We start from the raw sequence: 23840 nt of genomic DNA on the forward strand, positions 1-23840 counted from the left end.
CGATAGCGGTGCATCAGTCGATATTTATGCCGACTCATACTCCGCTTTCGCGAGCAGGCTCGCTCCCACATTGGCTTTATGCGGCAGCCTGTTGCGGCTCCGCGACGCTGCGATCCTTGCTTAACAACCCCAGCACCACCGCCGCCGACACCAACGTGATCACCGTCAGGATGTGCAGCAGATACTGAAACGCCGCCGCGTATCCTTGCACCAGACGTTCGTTGGCCAGACCTTGCACGGTATTGATCGCATGCGCCATATCGCCGGTGGTTACCCGGTGCGCGGTCTCGGCAATCAACGAGGCCTCGGCGCTACCCACCACCACATGCACGGCACTCGACAGATCGGCGTGCAGCAATGACGCCAGCACCGCCGCGACAATCGCCAATGCAATCCCCTCACCCGCCACTCGCACAGTGCTGAAGATGCCCGCCGCCATGCCGGCGCGCTCTTTCGGCACGACACTGACCGACAAACCATCCATCAGCCCCCACGGCAAACCGGCGCCAATACCGATCAGCAACATCGGCACCACCAGCGCAAATTTCGCCTCACCGACGTTGAACAAACTCAGCCAATGCAGGCCCACAGCGGCAATCAGGAAACCGGCACCGGACAAGATGCCGGCGGAAACGAAGCGCGCCAGCGACGCGGCCAGCATCGGCACCACCAGCATCGGCGCCGACAAGGCCAGCAACAGCAGACCGGCATCAATCTCGCTCAAGCCCTCAACGCCGATGAAGCGCAGCGGCAACATCACCACCAGCACGATGTAGCAAAAACAGGTGCCGATCGGCAGCATCTGCACGCCAATGAATCGCGGATAACGGAACAGAGTCAGGTCCAGCATGGGCCGCTCGGCACGCATTTCGACGATCACGAACGCCGCCAGCAACACCGCCGAAGCGCCCAGCAAACCGATCACCAGCGGACTGTCCCAACCACTGTCCGGCGCCTGGATCAGGCCAAACGTGAACAACGCCAGCATTGCGCTGAACAGCAGCGTGCCCGGCCAGTCCAGCCCTTTGGCATCCGGGTCGCGGGTTTCGCGCATGCGCGGCACAGCGAAGACCATCGCGATCATGCCGATCAACGCGGTAAAGACAAAAATCGCCCGCCAGTTGAAGGCCTCGATCAGCGCGCCCGCCACCAACGGCCCGAAGGCCAGACCAATGCCGAACGTCGTGCCGAGCACGCTATACGCCCGAGTCCGGGCATGGCCTTCAAACTCTTGTGCCAACGCCGCTGAACCACTGGCCAGCGCCGCCGCCCCCGCCACACCTTGTACGGCACGCAACACATCCAGCCAAAACACCGACGGCGCCAGACTCTGCGCAAACGAGGCAGCTGTGAACAGCAACATGCCGAAGGTGAACAGGCGTTTGCGTCCGTAAACATCCGCCAACGCGCCGGCGGCCATGAGCAGGCTGCCGAACGACAACATGAACGCATTGGTGATCCAGGTCAGCGCCACCGGGCTGCCGCCCAAGTCACGACCGATGGCCGGTGTCGCCACCGCACCGCCAGTAAAACTTAACGGCAGGACCAGTGCCGAGAGGCACACGGCCGCGAGTATGAGCAACTTGTCGCGCGCTCCGTGCGGCTGAGTCATAGAAAACATTCGTTCCATCCTTTGAGAAATCACAAAGCTGCGTTGCGCAGCGAATAAGGCGCGAAATACACAGAAAAATCCACCGACGTTTGCGCACGGAAAAGATGAGAGCGAGCAGCCTCGCTCTCACAGCTCCGGCGTTCAGTTGGCGAAATCGGTAGACAGCGCCAGCTCATTCCACTCGGCCAGTTCTTGCGCCACCAACCGATTCTTCGCCTCGATGCGCGCCACCGTGTCACTGCCCAGCGCCAGGCGCTGCGGCGGATTCGGCGCATTGACCAGCGCCAGCATCGCCTCGGCAAACTTCTGCGGATCACCCGGTTGCGCATGGTTGGCCGCCTCGGCGAACGCACGCATCTTGCCAACGGTTTCGTCATAGTCCGCCAGCACCAACGCGGTTTTGATCAACGACTGCTCATCAAGGAAATCGGTGCGAAAGAAACCCGGCTCGACCACCGTGGCTTGAATGCCCAGCGGCGCCAGTTCCTGATGCAACGCTTCGGTGATGCCTTCGACGGCAAATTTGGTCGAGCCGTAAACGCCCCAGCCCATGTAAGCCTGATAGCCGCCGATCGACGAGATATTGATCACTCGCCCACTGCGTTGCGCCCGCATATGTGGCAACACCGCGCGGGTGACGTTGAGCAGGCCGAACACATTGGTCGCGAACAAGCGCTCGGTCTCGCTGGCGCTGGTTTCTTCGACGGCGCCGAGCACACCAAAACCGGCGTTGTTGATCAGCACATCGATACGGCCAAAACGCTTGATGCCTTCGGCAACCGCTTGGTGTGCTTCTTCCTCGCGGGTGACGTCGAGGCGTACCGCCAGCAGGTTCGGTTGCTCGCCGAGACGGTCAGTGATGTCTTGCGGGTTACGCGCGGTGGCGATCACCGCGTCGCCGGCACGCAGGGCGCGTTCTGCGATGAGGCTACCAAAACCACGGGAAGCGCCAGTAATGAACCAGGTACGCATATCAACCCCTCCTGTCTGCGACCCTGGCGGTGGTGCCGGGGTCTTCTTGATGAGTTGAAGCGACTTTAAGGCCGTGTTACTGATGTGATAATCCCAGCAATTTTGCATGACTTTGTGAAAGGTATTCACAGATGAAAACCCCTTCAGCGGCAGATCTTTCGGTATTCCTCTGCACCGCTCAGCAGTTGAATTTCAGCAAAGCGGCAATCGAACTAGGCCTGACGCCGTCCGCGTTAAGCCATTCAGTAAAGGCACTAGAGAATCGTCTTGGCGTGCGGCTGTTCAATCGCACCACCCGGAGCGTGGCGTTGACCGAGGCTGGCGAGCGCCTGTACGCGCGATTGAAACCGGCCTTTCGTGACATCGACGATGCGCTGGAAGACCTCAACCATTTCCGCGATAAACCCTCGGGCAATCTGCGCATCACCTGCGGGCGGCAAGCCTGCGAACTGGTGTTGCTGCCGATTGCCAGCGAGTTTTTGCTGGCCTATCCGGACATCCGCCTGGAAGTGGTGGAAAGCGATGCACTGCTGGATATCGTCGCCAACGGTTTTGATGCCGGCGTGCGCTTCGGCAATCGTCTGGAAGCCGACATGGTGTCGCTGCCGATCGGCCCGACAATGCGTTCGGTGGTGGTCGGATCTCCAGCCTTTTTTGCACGCCACGCGGCACCGCAAAAGCCTGAGGACCTGCACGGATTGCCGTGCATCCGCCACCGCTTTCCCAGCGGCTCGATGTACCGTTGGGAACTCGAACGCGGCGGCATCGCCCAGGAAATCGAAGTCAACGGCCCGTTGACCCTCGGCGATGTCAGCCTGATGGTCGGGCCCGCGCTGCAAGGGCTGGGCCTGGCCTATGTGTTCGAAGACATGGTCAGCGAACACTTGGCCAACGGGCGTCTGCTGCAAGTGCTGGGAAACTGGTGCCCGTTCTATCCAGGCCTGCACCTGTACTACCCGAGCCGGCGTCATGTGCCAGCACCGCTCAAAGCGTTTATCGACTTTGTGCGCAACCGGCGTTAGGAGCTTACAAGTACTTCAGCCAGGCGATGTCGCGGCGACGCGCCTTCAATGCCGAGAACCAGCGCACGGCCGGGAACAGCGCAATTGACAGAAGCGCTGCCGCCAGCCAGATCGCCGCCACTGAAGAGAAGCCGAAATAGCTGCCCTGATTCAACCCGAACAGCGCCACGCCGATCAGGTACAACACCTTCAACGCGTACAGATGCAGCAGATAGAAAAACATCGGCGCCGAACCGAACACCGTCAGCCAGCGAATCCAGCGACGGCCCTGCACACGCTCGAAGGCCAGTAGCAGCAACAGCCCGACGCTCACGGTCAGCGCGATAAACAGCAACGACGGTGGGTACTTGGTGATGTTGAAAAAGCTCATCAGGGTTTGCACCGACGTGTCGCCCACGGCCCATGGTTTTTCGCCATAGCCGTTGATCAGCCGCAGTCCGACAAAGCCAAGCAGTCCTGCGCTCCCAGCGATCAGCAGTTGCCACTGACGCAAACCCGCTTCAACGCCGCGGGCAAACCACGGCCCCAGCGCATAACCCAGACCGATCACACCGATCCACGGCAACAACGGATAGGAGGTGCGCAGACGCAGAGTGTCGCTGACGTCGATCCAGCCGCGATCATGCAAAATCGCCCACGGCACATGCAGCGCCGACTCCACTGGAAAATGCACCGCGTCGAGCAGGTTGTGTCCGGCGATGATCGTCAGGCTCAACGTCAGCAGCAGCCAGCGCGGCAGCCAGACCAGCAGCGACAAGGCGATCATGCTCAAACCGATCGCCCAGATCACTTGCAGATAAATCACACTCGGCGGCAGCTGGAAGGTCCACGCGAAGTTCACCAGCGTGAACTCCAGCATCACCAGAAACAGACCGCGCTTGAACAGAAACGCACTGACATCGGCCTTGCCTGCGTACTTTTCGCCGAACAACCACGCCGACAATCCCGTCAGCAGCACAAACACCGGCGCGCACAGATGCGCCAGGGTGCGACTGAAAAACAGCGCCGGTTCAGTGCTGGCAATGTCCATCGGGTCGCTGACCTGGCGATGCAGCAAAAAGGTTTCACGCACGTGGTCGAGCAGCATGAACAGAATCACCAAGCCTCTGAGGGCATCAATGGACAGCAGCCGGCCAGTGGTCAACGGGGCAGAACGAGGAAGCACAATCGTCATGAGCGTTTCGCAATCGAAGGGATAACAGCAGGTGCCCAGCAGGAACACCGCTAAAAATTCGCGTTACCTTATAACAATAAACAGTAAAAACCCAAGCTCAATCGATAGTGATTCTCAGAAAACCTCAGCCGCACAATTTGCCCAATAGCCTCAGGCTTCTATAGTGATCAAGTCCCCTGCCCTTGCGGCCTGCTGTCGAGCGTTGTCCATGGTCAACACCGAACACCTGATCATCTGCGAGCACTGCGACTGCGTTTACGAAAAAGCCGTGCTGGCCAAACACCAGAAAACCTCGTGCTTGCGCTGCGGCGGCGTCCTCCAGCGCTTCAACGGTTTGACCGTCGAACAACGTCTGGCCCTGACCTTCACGGCGGCGATGTTATGGCTGTTCGCCAACTTCTATCCGGTGATGAGCATCAGCCTCAAAGGCCTGAAAAACAGCGCGACGCTGTGGGATTCGGTGCTGGCGCTGAGTCAGGGGCCGATCACCTTCATCGCAATGGTGGCGGCGATTTCGATCATCATCGCCCCGGCGTTTCAACTGGTGCTGCTGGTCTGGGTGCTGAGCTTCGCGTTGTCATCGCGACGGGCACCGGGCTTCAAGCTGTGCATGCGCTGGCTGGAAACCCTGCGACCGTGGAGCATGCTTGAAGTGTGTCTGTTGGGAGCGATGGTGGCGGTGTTCAAACTGGCGGGGCTACTCGACGTGTTGCCCGGCATTGGCCTGTTCGCGCTGGCCGTGCTGAGCCTGATGATGATCAGGATTGCCGGCCGCGATATCCGCGACCTCTGGGACATTCTATGAAACGGCCACCGACTGCCAGTGAACTCAATCTGTGCCTGTGCCACAGCTGCGGGCTGGCCTGCGACATGACCGACGAGCCACACGAGTGCCCGCGTTGCGATGCGCCACTGCACCGGCGCAAGACCAATTCACTGGCGCGCACCTGGGCTTACATGCTGGCGGCACTGGCGTTTTACGTGCCGGCCAATCTGCTGCCGGTGATGAACACCACCATGCTCGGCAGCGGCGCCGACAGCACGATCATGAGCGGCGTGCTGGAGTTCTGGGAGCACGGCGCCTGGGACATCGCCCTGATCATTTTCATCGCCAGCATCGCCGTGCCGGGCGTCAAGTTCGTCGCCCTGACGTTGTTGCTGATGACCGTGCAACGCGACAGCGCCTGGGCACGCAAAGAGCGTTCAAAGCTGTACCGCTTCGTAGAGCTGATCGGCTATTGGTCAATGCTCGACGTGCTGGTGGTGGCGCTGGTCGCAGCATTGGTGAAGTTTCAGGCACTGGGCGATATCGAGCCACGACCGGGCATCCTGTTTTTCGGCCTGGTCGTGGTGTTCACCATGCTCGCGGCGATGAGTTTCGATCCGCGCCTGATCTGGGACAAGGACACGGACGAATCCCTCAGCGACGCTGAACCTCAAGCAGCACCTGCAACGGATGGCGCAGTGCCTGATCCGACTGGCGCTTGACCTGACTGCGGCAGGAATAACCGGTCGCCAAGGCTTCGCCCTGCTCCGCCGGCGCGTCGACCTGACGTGCCCACGACTGCTCGTAGATCACCGCTGAAGTTTCACGATTGCGCGCCTCGTGGCCATACGTGCCGGACATGCCGCAGCAACCGGTGGCTTGCGTGGCCAGCTTCAATCCTGCGCGTTCGAACACCTGTTCCCACTGGCGGGTGGCGGCCGGCGCGTTGGTTTTCTCGGTGCAATGGGCGAGCAGTCGGAACGCTGCGGTTTTATCCTGCGCCGCCTGCTCCGGCATCACCTTGAGCAACCACTCCTGCACCAGCGCCACTTCCGGGCATTGCTCCATTCCCGGCACTTTCAGGTATTCCTGGCGATACACCAGCGTCATGGCCGGATCGAGGCCCAGCAACGGCACGCCCACATCGGCCAATTCACGCAGTTGCCGAGCGTTGCGCAACGCCGCGCGATTGAACGCCGAAAGGAAGCCCTGCACGTGAAGCGGTTTGCCGTTGGCGCTGAACGGTGCCAGATACACCTGATAGCCGAGGCGCGAAATCAACTCGACCAGATCGGCCAACAGCGGCGCTTCGAAGTAACGCGTGAAGGCATCCTGCACGATGACCACACTGCGCTCACGTTGCGCCGGGGTCAGCGCCGCCAAGGTCGACACCGTTGCCGGCTGGACCTGCCAGCGACGCATCGCCGCGTGGAAATCGAAGCGACTGAGCAGCGGCACGTCGATCATGCCGCCGACGCGTTCCAGCAGACCACGAACCCATGTAGCGCCCATCAAACCGTTGTACAACGCCGGAATTCGCGCCATGTACGGGATGCTGTATTCCAGCGAAGCAATCAGATAATCCCGCGCCGGGCGCAGATAACGGCTGTGATACAGCTCCAGAAACCGCGAGCGAAACTCCGGCACATTGACCTTTACCGGGCACTGCCCCGCACAGGATTTGCACGCCAGGCAACCGGCCATGGCGTCGTAGACTTCATGGGAGAAGTCTTCGGACTGTGCACGGCTGTTACGCCAGCGCTGCCACAATGAGCTGAAAAACGCTGGTTTGCGAATGGCGTCGGACAACACATCAACGCCCGCCTCGCCCTGCAAACGCAGCCACTCGCGGATCAACGAGGCGCGCCCCTTGGGCGATTGCGACCGTTCGCGAGTGGCTTTCCACGACGGGCACATCGCGTCATCGGGGTCGAAGTTGTAGCAGGCGCCGTTGCCGTTGCAATGCATGGCCGCGCCGTAGCTTTGCCAGACTTTTTCGTCGATCTGCCGATCCAGTTCACCGCGCAAAGTCACTTCGTCGATTTTCAGCAGCGCCGCGCCGGTGTTCGCTGGGGTGGCGATCTTGCCTGGGTTGAACTGGTTGAACGGGTCGAACGCGGCCTTCAAGGCTTGCAGCGCCGGGTAGAGTTCACCGAAGAAGGCCGGTGCGTATTCCGAGCGCAGGCCTTTGCCGTGCTCGCCCCACAACAGGCCGCCATAACGCTGGGTCAGTGCCGCAACGCCGTCGGATACCGGACGCACCAGCGCCGCTTGCTGCGGGTCTTTCATGTCGAGAATCGGCCGCACGTGCAGCACGCCCGCGTCGACGTGGCCGAACATGCCGTACTGCAAACCGTGGCTGTCGAGCAGCTCGCGCAACTCGGCGATGTACTCGGCCAGGTGCTGCGGTGGCACCGCGGTGTCTTCGACAAACGGCTGCGGCCGCGCTTCACCGGCGACGTTGCCGAGCAAGCCCACTGCACGTTTGCGCATGCCATAGACCTTGTTCACCGCCGCATGACCGACCGCCAGCGTGTGACCCAAACGCTCAACCGTGCGGTCGCTGCTCAAGTGGTCGACGAATGCTTCGACCCGGCGCTGCAAATCCTCCGGATCGTCGCCGCAGAACTCCACCAGATTGATGCCCAAGGTCGGGCGCTCGGCGCTTTCCGGGAAATACTCGGCGACGCCGTGCCAGACGATGTCCTGCATCGCCAGCAGCAAGACTTTCGAGTCGACGGTTTCGATCGACAGCGGCTTGAGCGCCATCAAGGCCCGCGCATCACGCAAGGCGTCCATGAACCCGGCGTAGCGGATGTTCACCAACATCGTGTGTTTGGGGATCGGCAACACATTCAACCGCGCCTCAACGACAAAACCCAACGAGCCTTCAGCACCGCACAGCACGCTGTTGAGGTTGAAACGGTTATCCGCCTCACGCAGGTGCGCGAGGTCATAACCGGTCAGGCAGCGGTTGAGATCGGGGAAACGCTCTTTGATCAGGTCACCCTGCTCATCAATGATCTGCCGCGCGCAGCGATAGACTTCACCGACGCGATCTTCGCGGGCGCACAGCGCTTCAAGTTCACTCTCTTCCAGTGGCTGGCCGTGCAGGCGCTCACCGCCGCGCAAGATCATATCGAGTTCGAGCACATGGTCGCGGGTCTTGCCGTAGGTGCAACTGCCCTGACCACTGGCGTCGGTGTTGATCATGCCGCCGACGGTGGCGCGATTGGAAGTCGACAGTTCCGGGGCGAAAAACAGCCCGGCGGATTTCAGCGCGGCGTTGAGCTGATCCTTGACCACCCCGGCCTGCACCCGCACCCAGCGTTCCTCAACATTGATTTCGAGGATGCGGTTCATGTGCCGCGACAGATCGACGACGATGCCATCGGTCAGCGACTGGCCGTTGGTGCCGGTGCCGCCACCGCGCGGGGTGATCACCACTTGCTGATACGCCGGCTCGGCGATCAACCGCGCCACCCGCGCCACGTCCTCGGCGTCCAGCGGAAACACCGCCGCTTGCGGCAGGCGCTGATAGATCGAATTGTCAGTCGCCAATACCACACGACTGGCGTAATCGGCGCTGATCTCACCGCGAAAACCGCTGGCTTTCAGGGCTTCGAGGAACTGTTGGTAATCGCTGGTCAGGGCTTTGGCGGGGGACAGCTGGGCAATCATCGGTCAGGTTATCTCGGTCAAATCGGGCCGCGTGGCGGTAAACAGTTGTACGCAACGAATGATTACGTCAGGCTCCGCCATCTCATGGTGCCCATGTTCATTGCTGGCGAACGCCGGGACAACCGTAAATTCGACCCGCTATTGATGACTTTTACGAATGAATCCGCGCACGCTCACCCCTTCCATGTCGTTACTGCTGGCCTTTGAGGCCGCCGCGCGCCATGAAAGCTACACCCGCGCCGCCCATGAACTGTCGCTGACGCAGAGTGCGGTCAGCCGTCAGGTGCAGATTCTCGAGAAGATGCTCGGCATGCGCCTGTTCACGCGCGAAGGCCGGCAAGTGGTACTGACCGATGTCGGGCGCATGTATCAGCGCGAACTCGCCGAAGCGCTTGGGCAGATTCGCAGCGCGACGTTGCAGGCGATGGCGTTTGGTTCGGGCATTCACAGTTTGCGCTTGGCGACGCTGCCGACCTTCGGTTCGAAATGGTTGCTGCCACGGCTAAAGGATTTCTACACCGCGCATCCGGGCATGACCGTGCATTTGCATTCGCGTATCGAAGCGATCGACTTCGACACCAGCGAAATCGATGCGGCGATCTGCGTCGGCGGCGGGGAGTGGCCGGGGCTGACCGCCCTGCCCTTGCATACTGAAGAGCTGGTGGTGATCGCCAGTGCGCAGCTATCCAGCGCCGAGCGCAATGACGCCGAACAGCACATCGCCGGGCAGCTGCTGCTTAACGTCAGCAGCAACGCGCAGGCGTGGGCGGAATGGTTTAGCCATCACGGTTTGCCGCATCGCAGCATGCGCATCGGGCCAAGCTTTGAAATGACCTCGCACTTGATTCAAGCGGTGCGGGCCAATATTGGCGTGGGGCTGGTGCCGCGAATTCTGGTCGAAGATGAGTTGTCGAATGGCGAGTTGCTGCAACTGGGCGAGCCGATCACCAGTCGACGCAGCTACTACTTGGTGTATCCACCGCGTAATGAGAATTTGCCGTCGCTGAAAGCGTTTCGGGATTGGCTGGTAGAAACGTTGTAACCGTGAGGACGCCAATCGCGAGCAGGCTCACTCCTACAGTTGGAATGCGTTTCCCTGTAGGAGTGAGCCTGCTCGCGATGGCGCCAATTCAGGCACCTCAAAACCTCGGTTTAACCGCTTTCCAGTCCGGCTTGTACCGCTGCATCTGCCGCACATCATCACGCTGACGAATCCCGCACGTCAGGTACTGATCATGCAGCTTGCCCAACTGATCATGGTCCAGCTCCAGCCCAAGCCCCGGCGCTCGGGTGATCTTCACGCAGCCATCGACAATCGGCAGCTTGCCGCCCTTGATCACTTCTTCATCCGGCTCCTGCCACGGGTAATGGGTGTCGCAGGCGTAATCCAGATTCGGCACCGCCGCCGCGACATGTGCCATCGCCATCAGGCTGATGCCCAGGTGCGAATTGGAATGCATCGACACGCCAACGCCGAACACATCGCACATCTTTGCCAGCGTTTGCGTGTCGCGCAGGCCGCCCCAGTAATGATGGTCGGCAAGGACGATCTGCACGCTGTTTTGCGCGATGCTGCGGCGGAATTCGTCGAAATCGGTGACCACCATATTGGTCGCCAGTGGCAGGCCTGTGCGTTTATGCAGTTCAGCCATGCCGTCGAGACCCGGGGTCGGATCTTCGTAATATTGCAGGTCATCGCCAAGCAATTCGGCCATGCGAATCGAGGTTTCCAGTGACCAGTTGCCATTCGGATCGATGCGCAACGGATAACCGGGGAAGGCCTTTTTCAGCGCCTTGATGCACGCCACTTCATGCTCCGGCGGCAACGTACCGGCCTTGAGCTTGATGCTCTTGAAACCGTACGCCTCGATCATCCGCGAAGCTTGCGCAACAATCTGTTGTTCGCTGAGTGCTTCGCCCCAGTTGTCAGGCTTGTAGGGCGAATCGACATGCTGGGCGTACTTGAAAAACAGGTACGCGCTGAACGGCACTTCATCGCGAATCGCGCCGCCGAGCAGATCCACCAGCGGCACATTCAGGTAATGCGCCTGCAAATCGAGGAACGCCACTTCGAACGCCGAGTAGGCATTGCTCACCGCTTTACTGGCGTGGGAACCGGGCGCCAGTTCAGCACCGGCGAGACTGGCAGGTTTATTCGCGGCGACGGTGGCCTGCACGATCGCGCGCAACTGGTTGAGGTTGAACGGGTCGAGACCGATCAGTTGCGCCTGCAACTGCTGCTGAATCGCCAGCGCCGGGGCATCGCCATAGCTTTCGCCGAGGCCGATGTAGCCGTTGTCGCTTTCGATCTCGATGATCGAGCGCAGGGCGAAGGGTTCGTGGATGCCGCTGGCGTTGAGCAGCGGCGGATCGCGAAAGGCAATCGGGGTCACAGTTACGCGGGTGATTTTCAAGATAACGCTCCTGACAGATCAACAATCAATTCAGTGGCTCGCGGCCGGGCTGGCCGTCGCAACAACGGCGCTGACCTCAGACGGCTTTGCGAGGTTTTTGCCTTTCGCGCCAGGCGCTGTGCGGGCAAAAAAGATCACCACCGCAGCGACCAGTGACGTCGCCGCCAAGCCATAAAGTCCGCCCTCGATGGAGCCGGTGGTTTCTTCGAGGATGCCGAACGCCGTCGGCGCAACGAAACCGCCGAGGTTGCCGATGGAGTTGATCAACGCGATCACTGCAGCGGCGATACGCGCATCCAGATAGCTTTGCGGGATCGGCCAGAACAGTGCCGATGCAGCCTTGAAACCGATGGCGGCGAAACAGATGGCGACAAAGGCGAAGATCGGCCCGCCGGTGGTCGACATGAACATGCCAATGGCCGCGATTACCAGCGTCAGCGCGACCCAGGCTTGCTGGAATTTCCACTTGCCGGCCATTGCCGCGAAACCGTACATGGCAACAATCGAAATGATCCACGGGATCGAATTGAGCAGACCTACCTGGAAGTCGCCGAGATTGCCCATCTTCTTGATCATGCTCGGCAACCAGAACGTCGCGCCGTAAATGGTCAGGGCAATGGAGAAGTAGATGAAGCAGAACAGCGCAATCTGCCGATCCGCCAACAGCTTGAACATCGACGGTTTGGCCACCTGCGACGCCTCACGAGCGCGCTGCTCTTCAGCAATCGCCGCCACCAGCGCTTCGCGTTCCTCCTCGCTCAACCACTTGGCCTGACGCGGATGCGATTGCAGCCAGAACCATACGAATGCGCATAGCACCACCGACGCCGCGCCTTCGATCAGGAACATCCACTGCCAGCCATGCAGGCCCAGACCACTGATATGCAGCAACGCACCGGACACCGGGCCGGAGATCACCGAAGCAATGGCCGAACCACTGAGAAACACCGCCATGGTCTTGCCGCGCTCGGAGGCCGGCAGCCATTGGGTGAAGTAATAAATGATCCCCGGAAAGAATCCCGCCTCGGCCGCACCGAGAATAAAGCGCAGCACATAGAAACTGGTTTCACCTCGGACAAAGGCCATGGCCATGGCCGCTGCGCCCCAGGTGAACATGATCCGCGTCAGCCAGACCCGCGCGCCGTAACGCTGCAGGAGCATATTGGACGGCACTTCGAAAAGCGCATAACCAATAAAGAACAGACCGGCGCCGAGGCCATAAGCCGCAGCGCCAATGCCCAGATCGGTCTCCAGGTGACTGCGCACAAAACCGATGTTGACCCGATCGATGTAATTGACGATGAACATCACCACGAACAGCGGCAGCACGTGGCGCTTGACCTTGGCGGCGGCACGGGCGAGAACCGTGACGTCCAGCGGACTCTGGAGGGTTTTCAAGGGCGACTCCCGATCTTGTTTTTTTAGGGATGGCGTAAAGCGATGGGCCGATCATGGACGGCGATCATTGATCCCGTCTAATCTAACTTGGCATTCGATTGATACCCGGATTAGATCAATGTTCGAACTGACTCAACTGCGCTGCTTCACCACCGTCGCCACCGAACTCAACTTTCGCCGCGCCGCCGAACGGCTGAACATGACGCAGCCGCCACTGAGTCGGCAGATTCAATTGCTCGAACATCACCTCGGCGTCGAGCTGTTCACCCGCAGCACCCGCAGCGTCGCGCTGACCGCCGCCGGCCGTGCTTTTTTCATCGAAGCACAGAACCTGCTGGAGCGCGCGCACCAAGCGGCCGTCACCGCCCGGCGGTTTGCCGAAGGCGACATTGGTTCGGTGAACATCAGTTTTGTCGGCAGCGCGGTGTATGAGTTTCTGCCCAAGGTGATCGCCGAGGCGCGACTTAAACAACCGCAGGTGAAAATCGATCTGACGGAAATGAACACGTACCAGCAACACGAAGCCCTGCGCGCGCGCCGCATTGATCTGGGCATCGCCCGCGCGCCGCTATTGGAACCGGGGTACGCCACCGAGTGCCTGGTGCGCGAGCCGTTTGTGCTGGCAGTGCCGAGTGAACACCCATTGGCAACGGCGGCTGAAGTGGCGGTCAGTGACCTGGATAAACAACCGTTCCTGATGTACTCCCACGCCGCGTATCCGCCGTTCAACGAACTGCTGACCGGCATGCTGCGTTCGGCCCGGGTCGCGCCGGATTACGTGCAGTGGCTGGGGTCGTCGCTGACGATACTGGCACTGGTCAATGCGGGCATGGGCCTGGCGCTGGTGCCGCGCTGTGCCACCAGTGTGGTGTTCAAAAATGTAGTGTTTCGCGATATCGATTTGGGCGAAGGGGTGCAGAGCGAACTGCATCTGATCTGGCGGGAGAACAACGACAACCCGGCGTTTGCGATGCTGCTGGAAGCGATTCGCCGGGCGGTGGCTGAGGGTTGGGGCTAAGTGGCTCGCGACACTGATCAGCGCTTTGGCGGTGGAGGCGCACTCGGCCCTTTAACCAGCGGTTTTGCCAACGGCTTGCCGTCTGGCCCCACGAAGAGACGCGCCACGTGAGGCGGCATGGGATTGGGTGCTTTTGCGCTCATGAAACAACCTCCTCGACAGAATTGAATTCGACCCACTGAACTTTTGAGGAATCTATCACCATTAATTCGGCGCCAAAAGTGAGCACCTCGCCACCATCGCCAAGCCATTGTGGATTCAGCAAGATAAATTGCCCTTCCGAGGGGCCAGAAGGCCACTCCAAGGGCCAGCCAAACAATCGCCTCTCGTCATTCAGTTGCAAAGTGACAAGGCGATCCTGTCGCTCAAAAGCGCTGTACCACTCACTGGGATGGGAGCTTTTACGTGTCAGGTTTCGCTTGCGTAGCCACACATGCAACACCCCGTTTGAAGTCAGATAACAGAAAAGCCCGGCGAGACATACTGAAACAATAAATGCCCACAATGCCTCTGCCCGAGCATCCCATTTCCCTACAGAAAAGCCTTTCGAACCCACCCAAAGACAAATTGCCCCAATCCCCAATACCGCGCCCTGAATCACAAACGTAAAAATCAGCGCCTGCACAATCTGCCCGAACGTATCCGGTCGCTTGAACGCCGTCAGCGAGTAAAAAATCCACGCCGACAAAAAACCGGGAATCAAGTACTGCAACAACGGGATAACTTCTTTGACCAGATCATCCATGATCCGAGGCTCCTTGAAAGACCGGCCGACCTGACTATCGACCGCCCCGCAAAAGCCTAGTGCACACGGAGGAAACCCTTCGTGCGCAACTGTCACCGTTCATTTCGCGAATCAGATAGCACCTTATCAGTCTCCATGCAGGCAAAAAAAAACAGAAACCGACGATACGGCTTCTGCTTTTTTTGTCTCTGCAGGCGTCGTTACAGGCAATCACGCACCGATTGGCGCAACGACCCGGACTTGGCCCACGGTGGCCCCTGATACAGCGAAACCCGGCTGCCATCCTTGTACTTGACGATATCGAGGATCTCGTCCGCCGTGATAATGCTCGGCGCAGTAATGCGATAGCCGTTGGAAATCGAGGTCTGCGAAGTCTTTGCCACATCCTTCTGCCACAACGGTAATAAACACGCCGCATAGTCCTTGGGCGACTTGGCGCTGGTCTTGCTGATATTCGGCTCACCCGGCACCAACGAGGCCGGCAACGAGCAACCCGCCAACAAGGCCAACGCCAGACTCCCGATCCATATCCGCATGGTGTTTTCCTGATCTGAAAAAAGTGAATGTAGCGTGTAAGCGACTCTACATCCATCGTGGCAACGCGCCCTTGGCGCAATCTGCACAACTTTTCACAACCGTTCAGCGTGCTGATGAACAGGCTTTGCCCCTCGACGAAAAATGCGACTACTCTTTTCTACCGAGAATGTTCTGGAGGTGATCATGCGGCTCAATCAATACGAACACGAACTTCAACGCGACCTGCAAAGCGTTGCATCGGACTTGAGATGGTCGGCGGTCGACCTCAAACGTATCGCAGAACAACTGCGCAAATCCGGCAATGAGGCAGATGCGCAAAGCGTGCTGAGATCCTGTGAGGTGCTGCAAAGCGATGAAGAACGGCTGCAACTCTATGCCCGGGAAGTGAAAGCCCGCGCCATCAGCCGGACCAAGGTCCACTGAGACCACCCTCCCCCAAAACAGAAGCCCCGACAATTGCCGGGGCTCTTTCATTACAGCCAGCCTGTCAGTGGGTTTTGTGACTTTGCGCGCGCGTCGTGCGTTTTTTGTAGCCAGGCAGCGCTGCGGCATAGGCCAGCGCCTCTTCCCGGCTACCAAACGACGCCAACCGATCGCCCTGAGTGCAAACCCGCCATGGGCCATTGTTCACGCTAAGCACGTCATAGCCGTTCATGTGCATCTTGTTCAACATCGGCATGCTCATGGACACCTCCATTTTCGCTAACGGTCAGATCCAGCTTCACGCTTTTACCTTACACCTTGAGCCGCTCGAAATGCCGACCGGATGTCGCCAGCCGCGCCAGTCAAGGATTTGGCACTTTTCGCCGCAGCGATCGCTCAAAACTCCAATGAAACCTTTGCCGCAAGCTTCGGCTCAAATATTGCAGTTTTATTTCTTTTTTGTGACAGGCAGTAAACAGGTAACAGATGAAAGTACGTGCAACCGTTATATGCGAACAGGATCGCCACATTCTCCTGGTACGCAAACCTCGCTGCCGCTGGACATTGCCCGGCGGCAAGGTCGAGCCCGGGGAAACCCGAGCGGAGGCTGCCGTACGCGAACTACAAGAAGAAACCGGCCTGGACGCCGACGGTGTGTTGTATTTAATGGAATTGCAGAGCGGCAGCACGCGGCATCATGTCTACGAGGCGTCCGTGCTGGACTTCGAGCAAGTGCGTCCACAGAACGAGATCATCGATTGCATCTGGCATCCGCTGGACGCGGTGTGCAATCTGAATACCAGCGAAGCGACGTTGCGCATCGTCCAAGCGTTTCAACGGCGTTTATGAGGTGTTAGCCAGCGAAGGCTCGGCGGCCCGCGCTCATTTCTGTGCGTAACTCACCAATAAAGTTGGAAATATCACGGATCGTGACGAGGTCTTTCGGGGAAACGCCATTGAGCAGCAATTTGACACGCCCGCTGACTGGCTCATAAACCTTTATTTGCAGCAGCCCCTCCGCGTCTGGAGTGCAGTCACACTTGAACGCAGGAAAGCCGGATTCGACAATCCGGCAGATATCGTCAATGGCAAGCATGATTGAACGCCTCGCAGGCGATGGGTCGGTCGACTGGTTGAGCATAGATGAGCAATTTGTGGCTCGCTCGATACAAAAATGCCAACCAGGTCACAACTTCCGACTCGCCCTCAGTGCGCGTCATGATCCCAGATCCAGTTCCACATCCCCGGCAAATTCACCGCCTCTGAGCTTTTCTCCACGGTTCGAGCCAGCGCGGCTTTCTCAAGCTCAGCGCGATCATCATAGAAAGGCTTGTCCGCCATCTTCACGCCGGTGGCAGCGGCACTGTCCAGCAAAATCTGCAGGTATTCGCGAGTGTGCCGCGCGGTATATCGGTTGAGATCGTGAAACGTCACCACCACCGGGATGACTCCATCAACGGTCGGCAATTCGCCGAGGGCAATACGTTCACGGACTTCCGATAACTGGCGCAGCAGGTTGGCCCGACGTCGCGGGCTGGCATTGAAGCCCCAGATCTTGCCGTCATTGGCGCTTAAATCGGTGAGCAACACATGCAAGCCATGCTGCTGATAGGCGGCGAAGGTGCGCTTGTCGTAATTCCAGAATGGCGGGCGCAGCAGCGTCGGCGGCGCCCCGGTAATGGCAGCGATATCAGCCGTGCCGTTGGTCAGTGATTCTTCGAGTTCTGGCGGGTCGAGCAAGCGATGATTGGTGTGCCAGTGGGTTGCCGTGTGAAACGCCAGGATGTGCCCCTCGTCATGCTCACGCCGCATGATGGCGCGACCGATGTCACTGTTGCCCGCTCGTGGCGCGCGCGTCTGCACGAAGAACACCGCCTTGATATTCGGCATCAGCGGATTGTTCTTGAGGCTGTCGAGCACCGTGGCCGACGGATTCCACAAACTCGAAGCGCTGGGGCCGTCGTCGAACGTCAACAGAAACCGCACGGGTGCCTGAGTCTTCAGACGCGTTTCGGTTTGCGCAGTCATTTCTATCGGGGCGGCGATACAACCGGCCAGCCCGAGAGCAATCAGCGCGGCACAAAGAAGTTTGAATCCGGATGTCATGTTTTGCCTTGAGCACGGCGACTGCCGTCATGTGGTCGATTGGCAAAACTCCCTCGCCCCTATCCATCCCTGCGCTCCGATACGCGAGCGGAGGTTGGATAAGGTACACAGGGTTTGGTTCCGGCGCTCGCTCAGTGAGCCAATGCCTGTTGAAAAGACGTGTCGATAATTCCAGCGGTGGCCAACGGAGCTGGCAGCGCTTTGACTTTGAACAGGAAGTCGGCAGTGCTTTGCAGATCCGTCGCCGCTTGCCTGTCCACAGGACCGACCGTCATGTGCGCCTGACGTAACCAATGGCGCGACACCTGCTGATCGAGATTGGCTTTCTTCGCCCACAGATCGGCGTACTCATCCGTGTGACTGTCGACCCACGCCCGCGCCAGTTTCAAACGACCTAGAAAATCCGCGATGGCTGCGCGCTTGCTGTCGATGGACGGTGTCGACGCCGCGATTGCACTGAGGCCCGGCATCAGGTTTTTTGCGGTCAGGATCGGCCGTGCGCCGGAGAATACGATCTGCTGGGAAATGTACGGTTCCCACACCGGGAAGGCATCGATGCTGCCCTGCGGAAGCGCTGCGGCGGCATCGATCGGCATCAACTTGACGAACTCGACGTAGTTTTCCGGCAGACCGCCCTGCTCCAGGGCGCGCAAGGTCAACTGCTGACTCCAGGCGCCGGGCCAATAAGCGACCTTCTTGCCCTTTAGATCGGCGATGGTTTTTACCGGAGAGTCCTTGGGCACCAACAAAGCGATGGTGTCCGGATTCTGCCGCGATACGCCAATCAGCTTCACCGGCGCCTGCTTGGCAGCCAGAAACAGAAAACCGGAATCGCCCAAAAAGCCCAGGTCGAGCGAACCGGTTTGCAAGGCCTCAGCCAATGGAGCGGCCGCCTGGAAGTGTTTCCAGTCGACGGTGTAAGGCGCGTCTTTCAACACACCGGAGGCCTCCACCGAGGCACGGATGTTGTAGTAGTTCTGATCGCCGACATGCAGGACCAATGGCTCGGCTGCGTAGGAAAGCGGCGAGGTGAATAATGCAGTGATCAACGCACGGCGGAGGAAACGAGAAAGCTTCATGGCCAGTCCTGCAAAGGTAATTGCATAGACCATAACGCTGTTGATTCACGGTTTTGAAATTCGATAAATGCATAAGCTCATCACAGTTGATACTTGCTGTTTGCTTGGCAACAGTGGCGGATCACACTGTTGCCCACGCAACAGCTGAAACCCTGCACCTGGCGTTAAAACCCCTATAAACCGGCGCTTTCAAGCACATGGCACAGAGCCTGCAATATTCCATTCATGCAGGAAGCATTCGATAAAAATATCTTTTTGGACATAAGAAACCTGTGCCTTTGCCGGAGCGCCCCATGACATCGTTCTTTCCTCGACTCAAAACCTTGCTGGCTGCCAGCGCAGTGGCACTGAGCCTGCAACCACTGGCCCACGCGGCTGAAAACGCACCGGCGGTAGTGCATCTCGACTATGCCTATTACTCGCCGGTCAGTCTGGTGCTCAAGCACTTCGGCTTCCTCGAAAAAGCCTTGCCGCAGACCAAGGTCAGCTGGGTACTGAGCCAGGGCAGCAACCGCTCGCTGGAATACCTCAACAGCGGCGGCGTGGATTTCGCCTCCAGCGCCAGCCTCGCCGCCGTGCTAAGCCGAGCCAACGGCAGCCCGATCAAATCCGTCTACGTCTATAGCCGCGCCGAATGGACTGCACTGGTGGTGCGCAAGGATTCTCCTTACCAGACCGTCGCCGACCTCAAGGGCAAAAAGATCGCCGCCACCAAAGGCACCGACCCGTACCTGTTCACCCTGCGCAGCCTGCAACAGGCCGGGCTGAAAAAAGACGACGTGGAACTGGTCCACCTGCAACACCCGGACGGCCGCACGGCGCTGGAAAAAGGTGATGTCGACGCTTGGGCCGGACTCGATCCGCACATGGCCGCCAGCCAGGTCCAGGCCGGTTCGCGCCTGCTGTATCGCAACCCGGCGTTCAACAGTTACGGCGTGGTCAGCGTCACCGAGCAATACGCCAAAGAACATCCGCAAACTATCGATACCGTCATCAAAGCCTACGAACAGGCCCGCGACTGGGCCGTGAAAAACCCTGATGAATTCGCCGCGCTGCTCGCCAAGGAATCCGGCTTGCCGCTGGACGTAGCCAAGTTGCAACTGTCGCGTACCGATCTGAGCAGCCCGCAACTGACCCAACAGGACATCAGTGCCTCCAAGGCAGCGGCGCCGATTCTGGTCTCCGAGGAACTGGTGCGACGTGGGGTGAATGTCGATCAAGTCATCGATCAATTGCTCGACAGCGGTGTGCAGCAAGCCGTCGCTCACCAGTAACCGACCAGTCTTACGACAAATCCGCGCCCGTCGCGGATTTATCGTGAGCGGAGCCAAAACCATGACCACTCACAGCAAAGACCTGCCCGCGCCGCTCGCGGCGCCACGCCAGCGCACTCCAGGTTTCAGTCCGACATGGCAGCGCCGCTGCAAGGGCCTGACCTTGCCGCTGCTGATCATCGTCGCGCTGGAAATTATCGTACGCATCGGCTGGCTGCCGTCCTACCAGATGCCGGCGCCGAGCGAGATCGCTCTGACCCTCACCGACCTCGCCGAAGGCGCGTTGTGGAAACACATTGGCGCCAGCCTGATCCGCGTGCTGCTGGGCTTTGTCATTGGCGCCAGTCTGGCGCTGGTGTTTGCCGCCTGGGTTGGTTTGAGCCGCGAAGCCGAGGCTTATCTGGAACCGACCTTCGCCGCCTTGCGTTCCATTCCGAGCCTGGCGTGGGTGCCGCTGCTGCTGTTGTGGCTGGGCATCGACGAGACCTCGAAAATCGTCCTGATCGCCATCGGCGCGTTCTTTCCGGTGTACGTCAATGTCGTCGCAGCCATTCGCAACATTGATCGCAAACTGGTGGAGGTCGGCCGCATCTATGGCTTCAGCCGCTTGCAATTGGTGCGACGGATATTGCTGCCGGCCGCCCTCCCCGGCCTGTTCACCGGATTGCGCAGTGGCATGAGTCTGGCGTGGATGTTTCTGGTGGCGGCGGAACTGATCGCGGCCACCAAGGGGCTTGGCTATCTGCTCAGTGACGGCCGGGAAACCTCGCGGCCGGACATCGTGCTGGCTGCGATCATCGTGCTCGCCTTGCTCGGCAAATTCAGCGACGGCTTGCTGGCCATGCTCGAACGCCGCTGGTTGAACTGGCGCGACACATTCACCGGTCAGGGCGCCAGCGACTAAGCTGAAATCTCCAACCGGAGATCGTCCCATGTGCGGAAGACTCTCGCAGTACCGTGGCATTCACGACTTTGTCGCGGTGCTGAGCATTCCCGACGCGTTGATCAATCACGTTGGCGATGCGCCGCTTGATCGCTATAACGCGGCGCCGACCACCGCGCTGGCCGTGCTGCATCAACAAGGGCAGCACCTGCATGCCGACAATCTGCGCTGGGGCTGGCGCCCGCACTGGGCCAAGGATCGCCCACCACCGATCAATGCCCGGGTAGAGAAAGTCGCCCATGGTCCGTTTTTCCGGGCGATCTGGCGACATCGTTTGATTGTGCCCGTGGACAACTGGTTTGAATGGGTTGACGGCGAAGATAAAACACGACAACCGTGGCTGATTCGTCGCGCGGATCACGAAGCGGTTTTCTGCGCTGCCATCGGACAATTTCCGACAGCCGCAACGCCGGCTCGGGATGACGACGGTTTCGTGATCATCACCGCCGATGCTGTCGGCGGCATGCTCGATATCCATGATCGCCGTCCGGTGGTGTTCCGCGCGGAATTGGTGCGCGAGTGGCTGGATCCGGCGACGCCAGTTGAACGGGCCGAGCAAATGCTGCTATTCGAAGGTGAAGGCAGCGAAGTGTTCGAATGGTACAAAGTCGGCAAAGCTGTCGGTAACGTGCGCAATCAGGGGGCCAGTTTGATTATCGAGCAGGCTTAAACATTTGCCGACTTCGCACGTCTATCAATGTAGGAGCTGCCGAAGGCTGCGATCTTTTGACGCAGCGTTATAAGAAATAAAACTATTGCAAACTTTAGCAACTCATAAAGCGAATCACTGCCGTTACAAACCCTGTTTCATTTTTGAGACGGCGCACATAAAACACACGTTCGAATGAACTAACCGCCTGTCTGACATTTCAACCGTCATACATACATTTAGATGCACTACAGCTAGCATGCGCGCCGCATTTCCGATTGGTATACCAGTTGACCATAGAGTCAACAAACCAGGAATCCACAACAACTTCTACAAGCCTTGCAGAGAAATAAGTTGCGCGACGATTTTGCAATCAAACAGGTCAGCGGCCTGGAGTGTATTTATCTGTCCATGACAGAACGCTTTGAACTCGACTGTTTTATCGGCCACTACATCAAGACCCGAAACCTGCGTGCCGTACCTGATATCGAACGCATCCTGCGTACCACCCTCGAGGGGTATCCTGGCCACGCGCCGGTGATGGTCAACGAGCTGAATGCGTGGATTGATCGAACCTTGGGATATCGGGCCACACACCCCGATTTCACGCAGCTGGACGATCTTTGAAACCGTAAAAAAGCCCCGCATTTGCGGGGCTTTTTCGTAGAAATCACTCAAAATTTGCGATCAGGATCTGAAAGCTCTCTGCCATCATCGTGCTTCCAGGTTTGTTCCTTGTGCTTCTCCCACTCTATTTCTTCTTGCGTGGGTTCGTCCGTATCTTCGTCATCCGTGTCTGGATGCTTTTGCTCAGTCGCCATGCGCACCTCCCGTTATCAGTAACCCTTAATCCCTCAAGCGTAGAACAGACAACTTACAGCCACCAGCGCAGCAAAAAGAAGAACGCCATGCTCAACAACATGCTGAGCAAAGTACTGCGCGTGTAGATCACCAGAGCGATCGCCACCAGCGAACTGAGCAGATACGGATTGTCCCACTGCAGATTCAGCTGTTTGTCGGGCATGAAGACAATCGGCCCACAGATCGCGGTAAGCATCCCCGGTACTGCAAAACCGAGGAATTGCCGCGCATTACTGCTCAGACGCACCGGCAAGCGCGGCTCGAGAAACACGTAGCGATTGAGAAACACCAGAAGCCCCATGCCAAAAATCACCGCCCAAACCATCATGTGCGCTCCCGATACAGCTTGTTGCAGATAAACCCTGCGGTCATTCCGGCCAGTCCTGACAACACCAGCGCCGAACCCCATTGCCAATAACTGAACAACACCGAACAAAACAGCGACACCGCCACACACACCAGTGTCGGTACATTACGCACCACCGGCGTGATCAACGCGATAAACGTGGCGGCAATCGAGAAATCCAGCCCCAAGTGCTCAAGCCCCGGAATGCTGCTACCAAGGACAATGCCGGCGAGGGTGAACAGGTTCCAGGCGATGTAGAACGTCAGGCCGACGCCCAGCGCATACCAGCGGTTGAACTGCTGGCGATCATGTTGACTGGTCAGTGCAAACAACTCATCGGTGAGCAAAAAGCCCAGACCGATGCGCCAGCGGCCCGGCAGCGGCGAAATCACCGAACGCATGCTCATGCCATAGAGCAAGTGCTGCGACGTCAGCAGCAGCGTGGTCAGCAGAATCGAAAAAACCCCCGCACCGCCCTTGAGCATGCCGATCGCGACCAATTGCGCCGCGCCGGCAAACACAATGCTCGACAAGCCCTGCCCTTGCAGCGGCGTGAGGTTGGCTTCGATCGCCATGGAACCGGCCAGCAGCCCCCAAGGCGCGGTGGCCAGAGACAACGGCATGATCGCCGCAGCGCCGCGAAGGAACGCACTGCGCGGCATAAGTGCATCAGACATAAACGTTCTTCAACCAGGAAACGGTCGAAGACTGTGCCAGCCATTTCGCCTTTCTGGCTTGAACAATCTTGCGCACTTGTGGGAAATCGACCGGATGCGCGCGCAATTCGCTGACTTTCACACTGACCTTTAATGCCCTGAGC

The 23840-nt window shown here is 59.0% G+C and carries 26 protein-coding genes; 11 read left to right on the forward strand and 15 right to left on the reverse strand.

The window, feature by feature from the left end; all coding sequences use genetic code 11:
- Positions 1–76: 76 nt before the first annotated feature.
- Positions 77–1621 (reverse strand): MFS transporter, encoded by a 1545-nt coding sequence (locus M5G26_RS08710; RefSeq protein WP_273915032.1) that lies wholly within the window; start codon positions 1619–1621, stop codon positions 77–79.
- 132 nt (positions 1622–1753) lie between these two features.
- A complete protein-coding gene (locus M5G26_RS08715; protein WP_273915033.1) occupies positions 1754–2584 on the reverse strand; it encodes an oxidoreductase in 831 nt (276 codons plus the stop codon).
- 131 nt (positions 2585–2715) lie between these two features.
- Between M5G26_RS08715 and M5G26_RS08720 the strand changes: the two genes are divergently transcribed.
- A complete protein-coding gene (locus M5G26_RS08720; protein WP_273915034.1) occupies positions 2716–3606 on the forward strand; it encodes a LysR family transcriptional regulator in 891 nt (296 codons plus the stop codon).
- Between the two features lie 4 nt (positions 3607–3610).
- On the opposite strand, the gene M5G26_RS08725 is transcribed toward M5G26_RS08720, so the two are convergent.
- Entirely contained in the window at positions 3611–4780 is a 1170-nt protein-coding gene (locus M5G26_RS08725) for a DUF1624 domain-containing protein (protein WP_273915035.1), read from the reverse strand.
- A gap of 208 nt (positions 4781–4988) precedes the next feature.
- Between M5G26_RS08725 and M5G26_RS08730 the strand changes: the two genes are divergently transcribed.
- Both M5G26_RS08730 and M5G26_RS08735 read left to right on the forward strand, forming a co-directional pair.
- Positions 4989–5585 (forward strand): paraquat-inducible protein A, encoded by a 597-nt coding sequence (locus tag M5G26_RS08730; RefSeq protein ID WP_273915036.1) that lies wholly within the window; start codon positions 4989–4991, stop codon positions 5583–5585.
- Complete coding sequence (locus tag M5G26_RS08735) at positions 5582–6268, forward strand: paraquat-inducible protein A (protein ID WP_273915037.1); 687 nt, start codon at positions 5582–5584, stop codon at positions 6266–6268. The genes M5G26_RS08730 and M5G26_RS08735 overlap by 4 nt, the downstream gene beginning before the upstream one ends.
- On the opposite strand, the gene ydiJ is transcribed toward M5G26_RS08735, so the two are convergent.
- Positions 6201–9227, reverse strand: a complete 3027-nt coding sequence (gene ydiJ / locus M5G26_RS08740; protein ID WP_273915038.1) for a D-2-hydroxyglutarate dehydrogenase YdiJ — start codon at positions 9225–9227, stop codon at positions 6201–6203. The two genes, M5G26_RS08735 and ydiJ, sit on opposite strands and share 68 nt — an antisense overlap.
- Before the next feature lie 157 nt (positions 9228–9384).
- On the opposite strand from ydiJ, the gene M5G26_RS08745 reads away from it, so the two are divergent.
- The gene (locus M5G26_RS08745) at positions 9385–10269 is read left to right on the forward strand and encodes a LysR substrate-binding domain-containing protein (RefSeq protein ID WP_273915039.1); all 885 of its coding nucleotides are present in this window, start codon (positions 9385–9387) and stop codon (positions 10267–10269) included.
- A 97-nt stretch (positions 10270–10366) separates the two neighbouring features.
- On the opposite strand, the gene M5G26_RS08750 is transcribed toward M5G26_RS08745, so the two are convergent.
- Both M5G26_RS08750 and M5G26_RS08755 read right to left on the reverse strand, forming a co-directional pair.
- A complete protein-coding gene (locus M5G26_RS08750) occupies positions 10367–11641 on the reverse strand; it encodes a glucarate dehydratase family protein (protein WP_273915040.1) in 1275 nt (424 codons plus the stop codon).
- Between the two features lie 30 nt (positions 11642–11671).
- On the reverse strand, positions 11672–13039 hold the full coding sequence (locus tag M5G26_RS08755) for an MFS transporter (RefSeq protein ID WP_273915041.1): 1368 nt from the start codon (positions 13037–13039) through the stop codon (positions 11672–11674).
- Positions 13040–13157: 118 nt separating this feature from the next.
- On the opposite strand from M5G26_RS08755, the gene M5G26_RS08760 reads away from it, so the two are divergent.
- Positions 13158–14057, forward strand: a complete 900-nt coding sequence (locus M5G26_RS08760; RefSeq protein ID WP_273915042.1) for a LysR substrate-binding domain-containing protein — start codon at positions 13158–13160, stop codon at positions 14055–14057.
- 139 nt (positions 14058–14196) lie between these two features.
- Here M5G26_RS08760 and M5G26_RS08765 read toward each other — a convergent pair whose 3' ends face one another.
- Positions 14197–14802 (reverse strand): DUF6338 family protein, encoded by a 606-nt coding sequence (locus M5G26_RS08765; protein WP_273915043.1) that lies wholly within the window; start codon positions 14800–14802, stop codon positions 14197–14199.
- Between the two features lie 200 nt (positions 14803–15002).
- Positions 15003–15338, reverse strand: coding sequence for a hypothetical protein (locus M5G26_RS08770; protein WP_273915044.1), 336 nt, complete (start codon positions 15336–15338; stop codon positions 15003–15005).
- A gap of 184 nt (positions 15339–15522) precedes the next feature.
- On the opposite strand from M5G26_RS08770, the gene M5G26_RS08775 reads away from it, so the two are divergent.
- Positions 15523–15762, forward strand: a complete 240-nt coding sequence (locus M5G26_RS08775; protein WP_134173802.1) for a hypothetical protein — start codon at positions 15523–15525, stop codon at positions 15760–15762.
- A 64-nt stretch (positions 15763–15826) separates the two neighbouring features.
- On the opposite strand, the gene M5G26_RS08780 is transcribed toward M5G26_RS08775, so the two are convergent.
- Complete coding sequence (locus M5G26_RS08780) at positions 15827–16024, reverse strand: DUF2188 domain-containing protein (RefSeq protein ID WP_095120340.1); 198 nt, start codon at positions 16022–16024, stop codon at positions 15827–15829.
- A 224-nt stretch (positions 16025–16248) separates the two neighbouring features.
- On the opposite strand from M5G26_RS08780, the gene M5G26_RS08785 reads away from it, so the two are divergent.
- The gene (locus M5G26_RS08785; protein WP_134173804.1) at positions 16249–16611 is read left to right on the forward strand and encodes an NUDIX hydrolase; all 363 of its coding nucleotides are present in this window, start codon (positions 16249–16251) and stop codon (positions 16609–16611) included.
- Positions 16612–16615: 4 nt separating this feature from the next.
- On the opposite strand, the gene M5G26_RS08790 is transcribed toward M5G26_RS08785, so the two are convergent.
- The 3 genes from M5G26_RS08790 to M5G26_RS08800 all read right to left on the reverse strand — a co-directional run bounded on the left by M5G26_RS08790 (position 16616) and on the right by M5G26_RS08800 (position 18947).
- A complete protein-coding gene (locus tag M5G26_RS08790) occupies positions 16616–16858 on the reverse strand; it encodes a DUF1652 domain-containing protein (RefSeq protein WP_134173806.1) in 243 nt (80 codons plus the stop codon).
- Between the two features lie 110 nt (positions 16859–16968).
- Positions 16969–17868, reverse strand: a complete 900-nt coding sequence (locus M5G26_RS08795; protein ID WP_273915045.1) for a polysaccharide deacetylase family protein — start codon at positions 17866–17868, stop codon at positions 16969–16971.
- Between the two features lie 131 nt (positions 17869–17999).
- Entirely contained in the window at positions 18000–18947 is a 948-nt protein-coding gene (locus M5G26_RS08800) for an ABC transporter substrate-binding protein (RefSeq protein WP_273915046.1), read from the reverse strand.
- A 293-nt stretch (positions 18948–19240) separates the two neighbouring features.
- Here M5G26_RS08800 and M5G26_RS08805 point away from each other — a divergent pair, with 293 nt between their 5' ends.
- The 4 genes from M5G26_RS08805 (at position 19241) to M5G26_RS08820 (ending at position 22440) form a co-directional block, all read left to right on the forward strand.
- Positions 19241–20221, forward strand: a complete 981-nt coding sequence (locus M5G26_RS08805) for an aliphatic sulfonate ABC transporter substrate-binding protein (protein ID WP_273915047.1) — start codon at positions 19241–19243, stop codon at positions 20219–20221.
- A 61-nt stretch (positions 20222–20282) separates the two neighbouring features.
- Positions 20283–21125, forward strand: a complete 843-nt coding sequence (locus tag M5G26_RS08810; RefSeq protein ID WP_273915048.1) for an ABC transporter permease — start codon at positions 20283–20285, stop codon at positions 21123–21125.
- Between the two features lie 28 nt (positions 21126–21153).
- Entirely contained in the window at positions 21154–21834 is a 681-nt protein-coding gene (locus M5G26_RS08815) for an SOS response-associated peptidase (RefSeq protein WP_150693551.1), read from the forward strand.
- 333 nt (positions 21835–22167) lie between these two features.
- Positions 22168–22440 (forward strand): hypothetical protein, encoded by a 273-nt coding sequence (locus M5G26_RS08820; protein ID WP_038367892.1) that lies wholly within the window; start codon positions 22168–22170, stop codon positions 22438–22440.
- A 47-nt stretch (positions 22441–22487) separates the two neighbouring features.
- Here M5G26_RS08820 and M5G26_RS08825 read toward each other — a convergent pair whose 3' ends face one another.
- Genes M5G26_RS08825 through M5G26_RS08835 form a run of 3 tightly spaced genes read right to left on the reverse strand, consistent with a single transcriptional unit; the run spans position 22488 to position 23697 of the window.
- Positions 22488–22634: a hypothetical protein gene (locus tag M5G26_RS08825; RefSeq protein WP_273915049.1), complete on the reverse strand. Its 147-nt coding sequence runs from the start codon at positions 22632–22634 to the stop codon at positions 22488–22490.
- Between the two features lie 53 nt (positions 22635–22687).
- Positions 22688–22999: an AzlD domain-containing protein gene (locus M5G26_RS08830; RefSeq protein WP_162835977.1), complete on the reverse strand. Its 312-nt coding sequence runs from the start codon at positions 22997–22999 to the stop codon at positions 22688–22690.
- Positions 22999–23697, reverse strand: a complete 699-nt coding sequence (locus M5G26_RS08835) for an AzlC family ABC transporter permease (RefSeq protein WP_273915050.1) — start codon at positions 23695–23697, stop codon at positions 22999–23001. The genes M5G26_RS08830 and M5G26_RS08835 overlap by 1 nt, the downstream gene beginning before the upstream one ends.
- Positions 23698–23840: the final 143 nt, after the last annotated feature.

This window comes from Pseudomonas sp. TNT2022 ID642 (genome assembly GCF_028656995.1).
Taxonomy (GTDB): Bacteria; Pseudomonadota; Gammaproteobacteria; order Pseudomonadales; family Pseudomonadaceae; genus Aquipseudomonas.

Excerpts from the sequence above, each read along its gene's own strand:
- M5G26_RS08830 (WP_162835977.1), bottom strand. The coding sequence starts at position 22,999 with ATGGTTTGGGCGGTGATTTTTGGCATGGGGCTTCTGGTGTTTCTCAAT.
- M5G26_RS08780 (WP_095120340.1), bottom strand. The coding sequence starts at position 16,024 with ATGAGCATGCCGATGTTGAACAAGATGCACATGAACGGCTATGACGTG.
- ydiJ (WP_273915038.1), bottom strand. The coding sequence starts at position 9,227 with ATGATTGCCCAGCTGTCCCCCGCCAAAGCCCTGACCAGCGATTACCAA.
- M5G26_RS08745 (WP_273915039.1), top strand. The coding sequence starts at position 9,385 with ATGAATCCGCGCACGCTCACCCCTTCCATGTCGTTACTGCTGGCCTTT.
- M5G26_RS08800 (WP_273915046.1), bottom strand. The coding sequence starts at position 18,947 with ATGAAGCTTTCTCGTTTCCTCCGCCGTGCGTTGATCACTGCATTATTC.
- M5G26_RS08725 (WP_273915035.1), bottom strand. The coding sequence starts at position 4,780 with ATGACGATTGTGCTTCCTCGTTCTGCCCCGTTGACCACTGGCCGGCTG.
- M5G26_RS08710 (WP_273915032.1), bottom strand. The coding sequence starts at position 1,621 with ATGTTTTCTATGACTCAGCCGCACGGAGCGCGCGACAAGTTGCTCATA.
- M5G26_RS08810 (WP_273915048.1), top strand. The coding sequence starts at position 20,283 with ATGACCACTCACAGCAAAGACCTGCCCGCGCCGCTCGCGGCGCCACGC.
- M5G26_RS08730 (WP_273915036.1), top strand. The coding sequence starts at position 4,989 with ATGGTCAACACCGAACACCTGATCATCTGCGAGCACTGCGACTGCGTT.
- M5G26_RS08715 (WP_273915033.1), bottom strand. The coding sequence starts at position 2,584 with ATGCGTACCTGGTTCATTACTGGCGCTTCCCGTGGTTTTGGTAGCCTC.
- M5G26_RS08815 (WP_150693551.1), top strand. The coding sequence starts at position 21,154 with ATGTGCGGAAGACTCTCGCAGTACCGTGGCATTCACGACTTTGTCGCG.
- M5G26_RS08785 (WP_134173804.1), top strand. The coding sequence starts at position 16,249 with ATGAAAGTACGTGCAACCGTTATATGCGAACAGGATCGCCACATTCTC.
- M5G26_RS08775 (WP_134173802.1), top strand. The coding sequence starts at position 15,523 with ATGCGGCTCAATCAATACGAACACGAACTTCAACGCGACCTGCAAAGC.
- M5G26_RS08735 (WP_273915037.1), top strand. The coding sequence starts at position 5,582 with ATGAAACGGCCACCGACTGCCAGTGAACTCAATCTGTGCCTGTGCCAC.
- M5G26_RS08805 (WP_273915047.1), top strand. The coding sequence starts at position 19,241 with ATGACATCGTTCTTTCCTCGACTCAAAACCTTGCTGGCTGCCAGCGCA.
- M5G26_RS08720 (WP_273915034.1), top strand. The coding sequence starts at position 2,716 with ATGAAAACCCCTTCAGCGGCAGATCTTTCGGTATTCCTCTGCACCGCT.
- M5G26_RS08770 (WP_273915044.1), bottom strand. The coding sequence starts at position 15,338 with ATGCGGATATGGATCGGGAGTCTGGCGTTGGCCTTGTTGGCGGGTTGC.
- M5G26_RS08795 (WP_273915045.1), bottom strand. The coding sequence starts at position 17,868 with ATGACATCCGGATTCAAACTTCTTTGTGCCGCGCTGATTGCTCTCGGG.
- M5G26_RS08835 (WP_273915050.1), bottom strand. The coding sequence starts at position 23,697 with ATGTCTGATGCACTTATGCCGCGCAGTGCGTTCCTTCGCGGCGCTGCG.
- M5G26_RS08790 (WP_134173806.1), bottom strand. The coding sequence starts at position 16,858 with ATGCTTGCCATTGACGATATCTGCCGGATTGTCGAATCCGGCTTTCCT.
- M5G26_RS08760 (WP_273915042.1), top strand. The coding sequence starts at position 13,158 with ATGTTCGAACTGACTCAACTGCGCTGCTTCACCACCGTCGCCACCGAA.
- M5G26_RS08825 (WP_273915049.1), bottom strand. The coding sequence starts at position 22,634 with ATGGCGACTGAGCAAAAGCATCCAGACACGGATGACGAAGATACGGAC.
- M5G26_RS08765 (WP_273915043.1), bottom strand. The coding sequence starts at position 14,802 with ATGGATGATCTGGTCAAAGAAGTTATCCCGTTGTTGCAGTACTTGATT.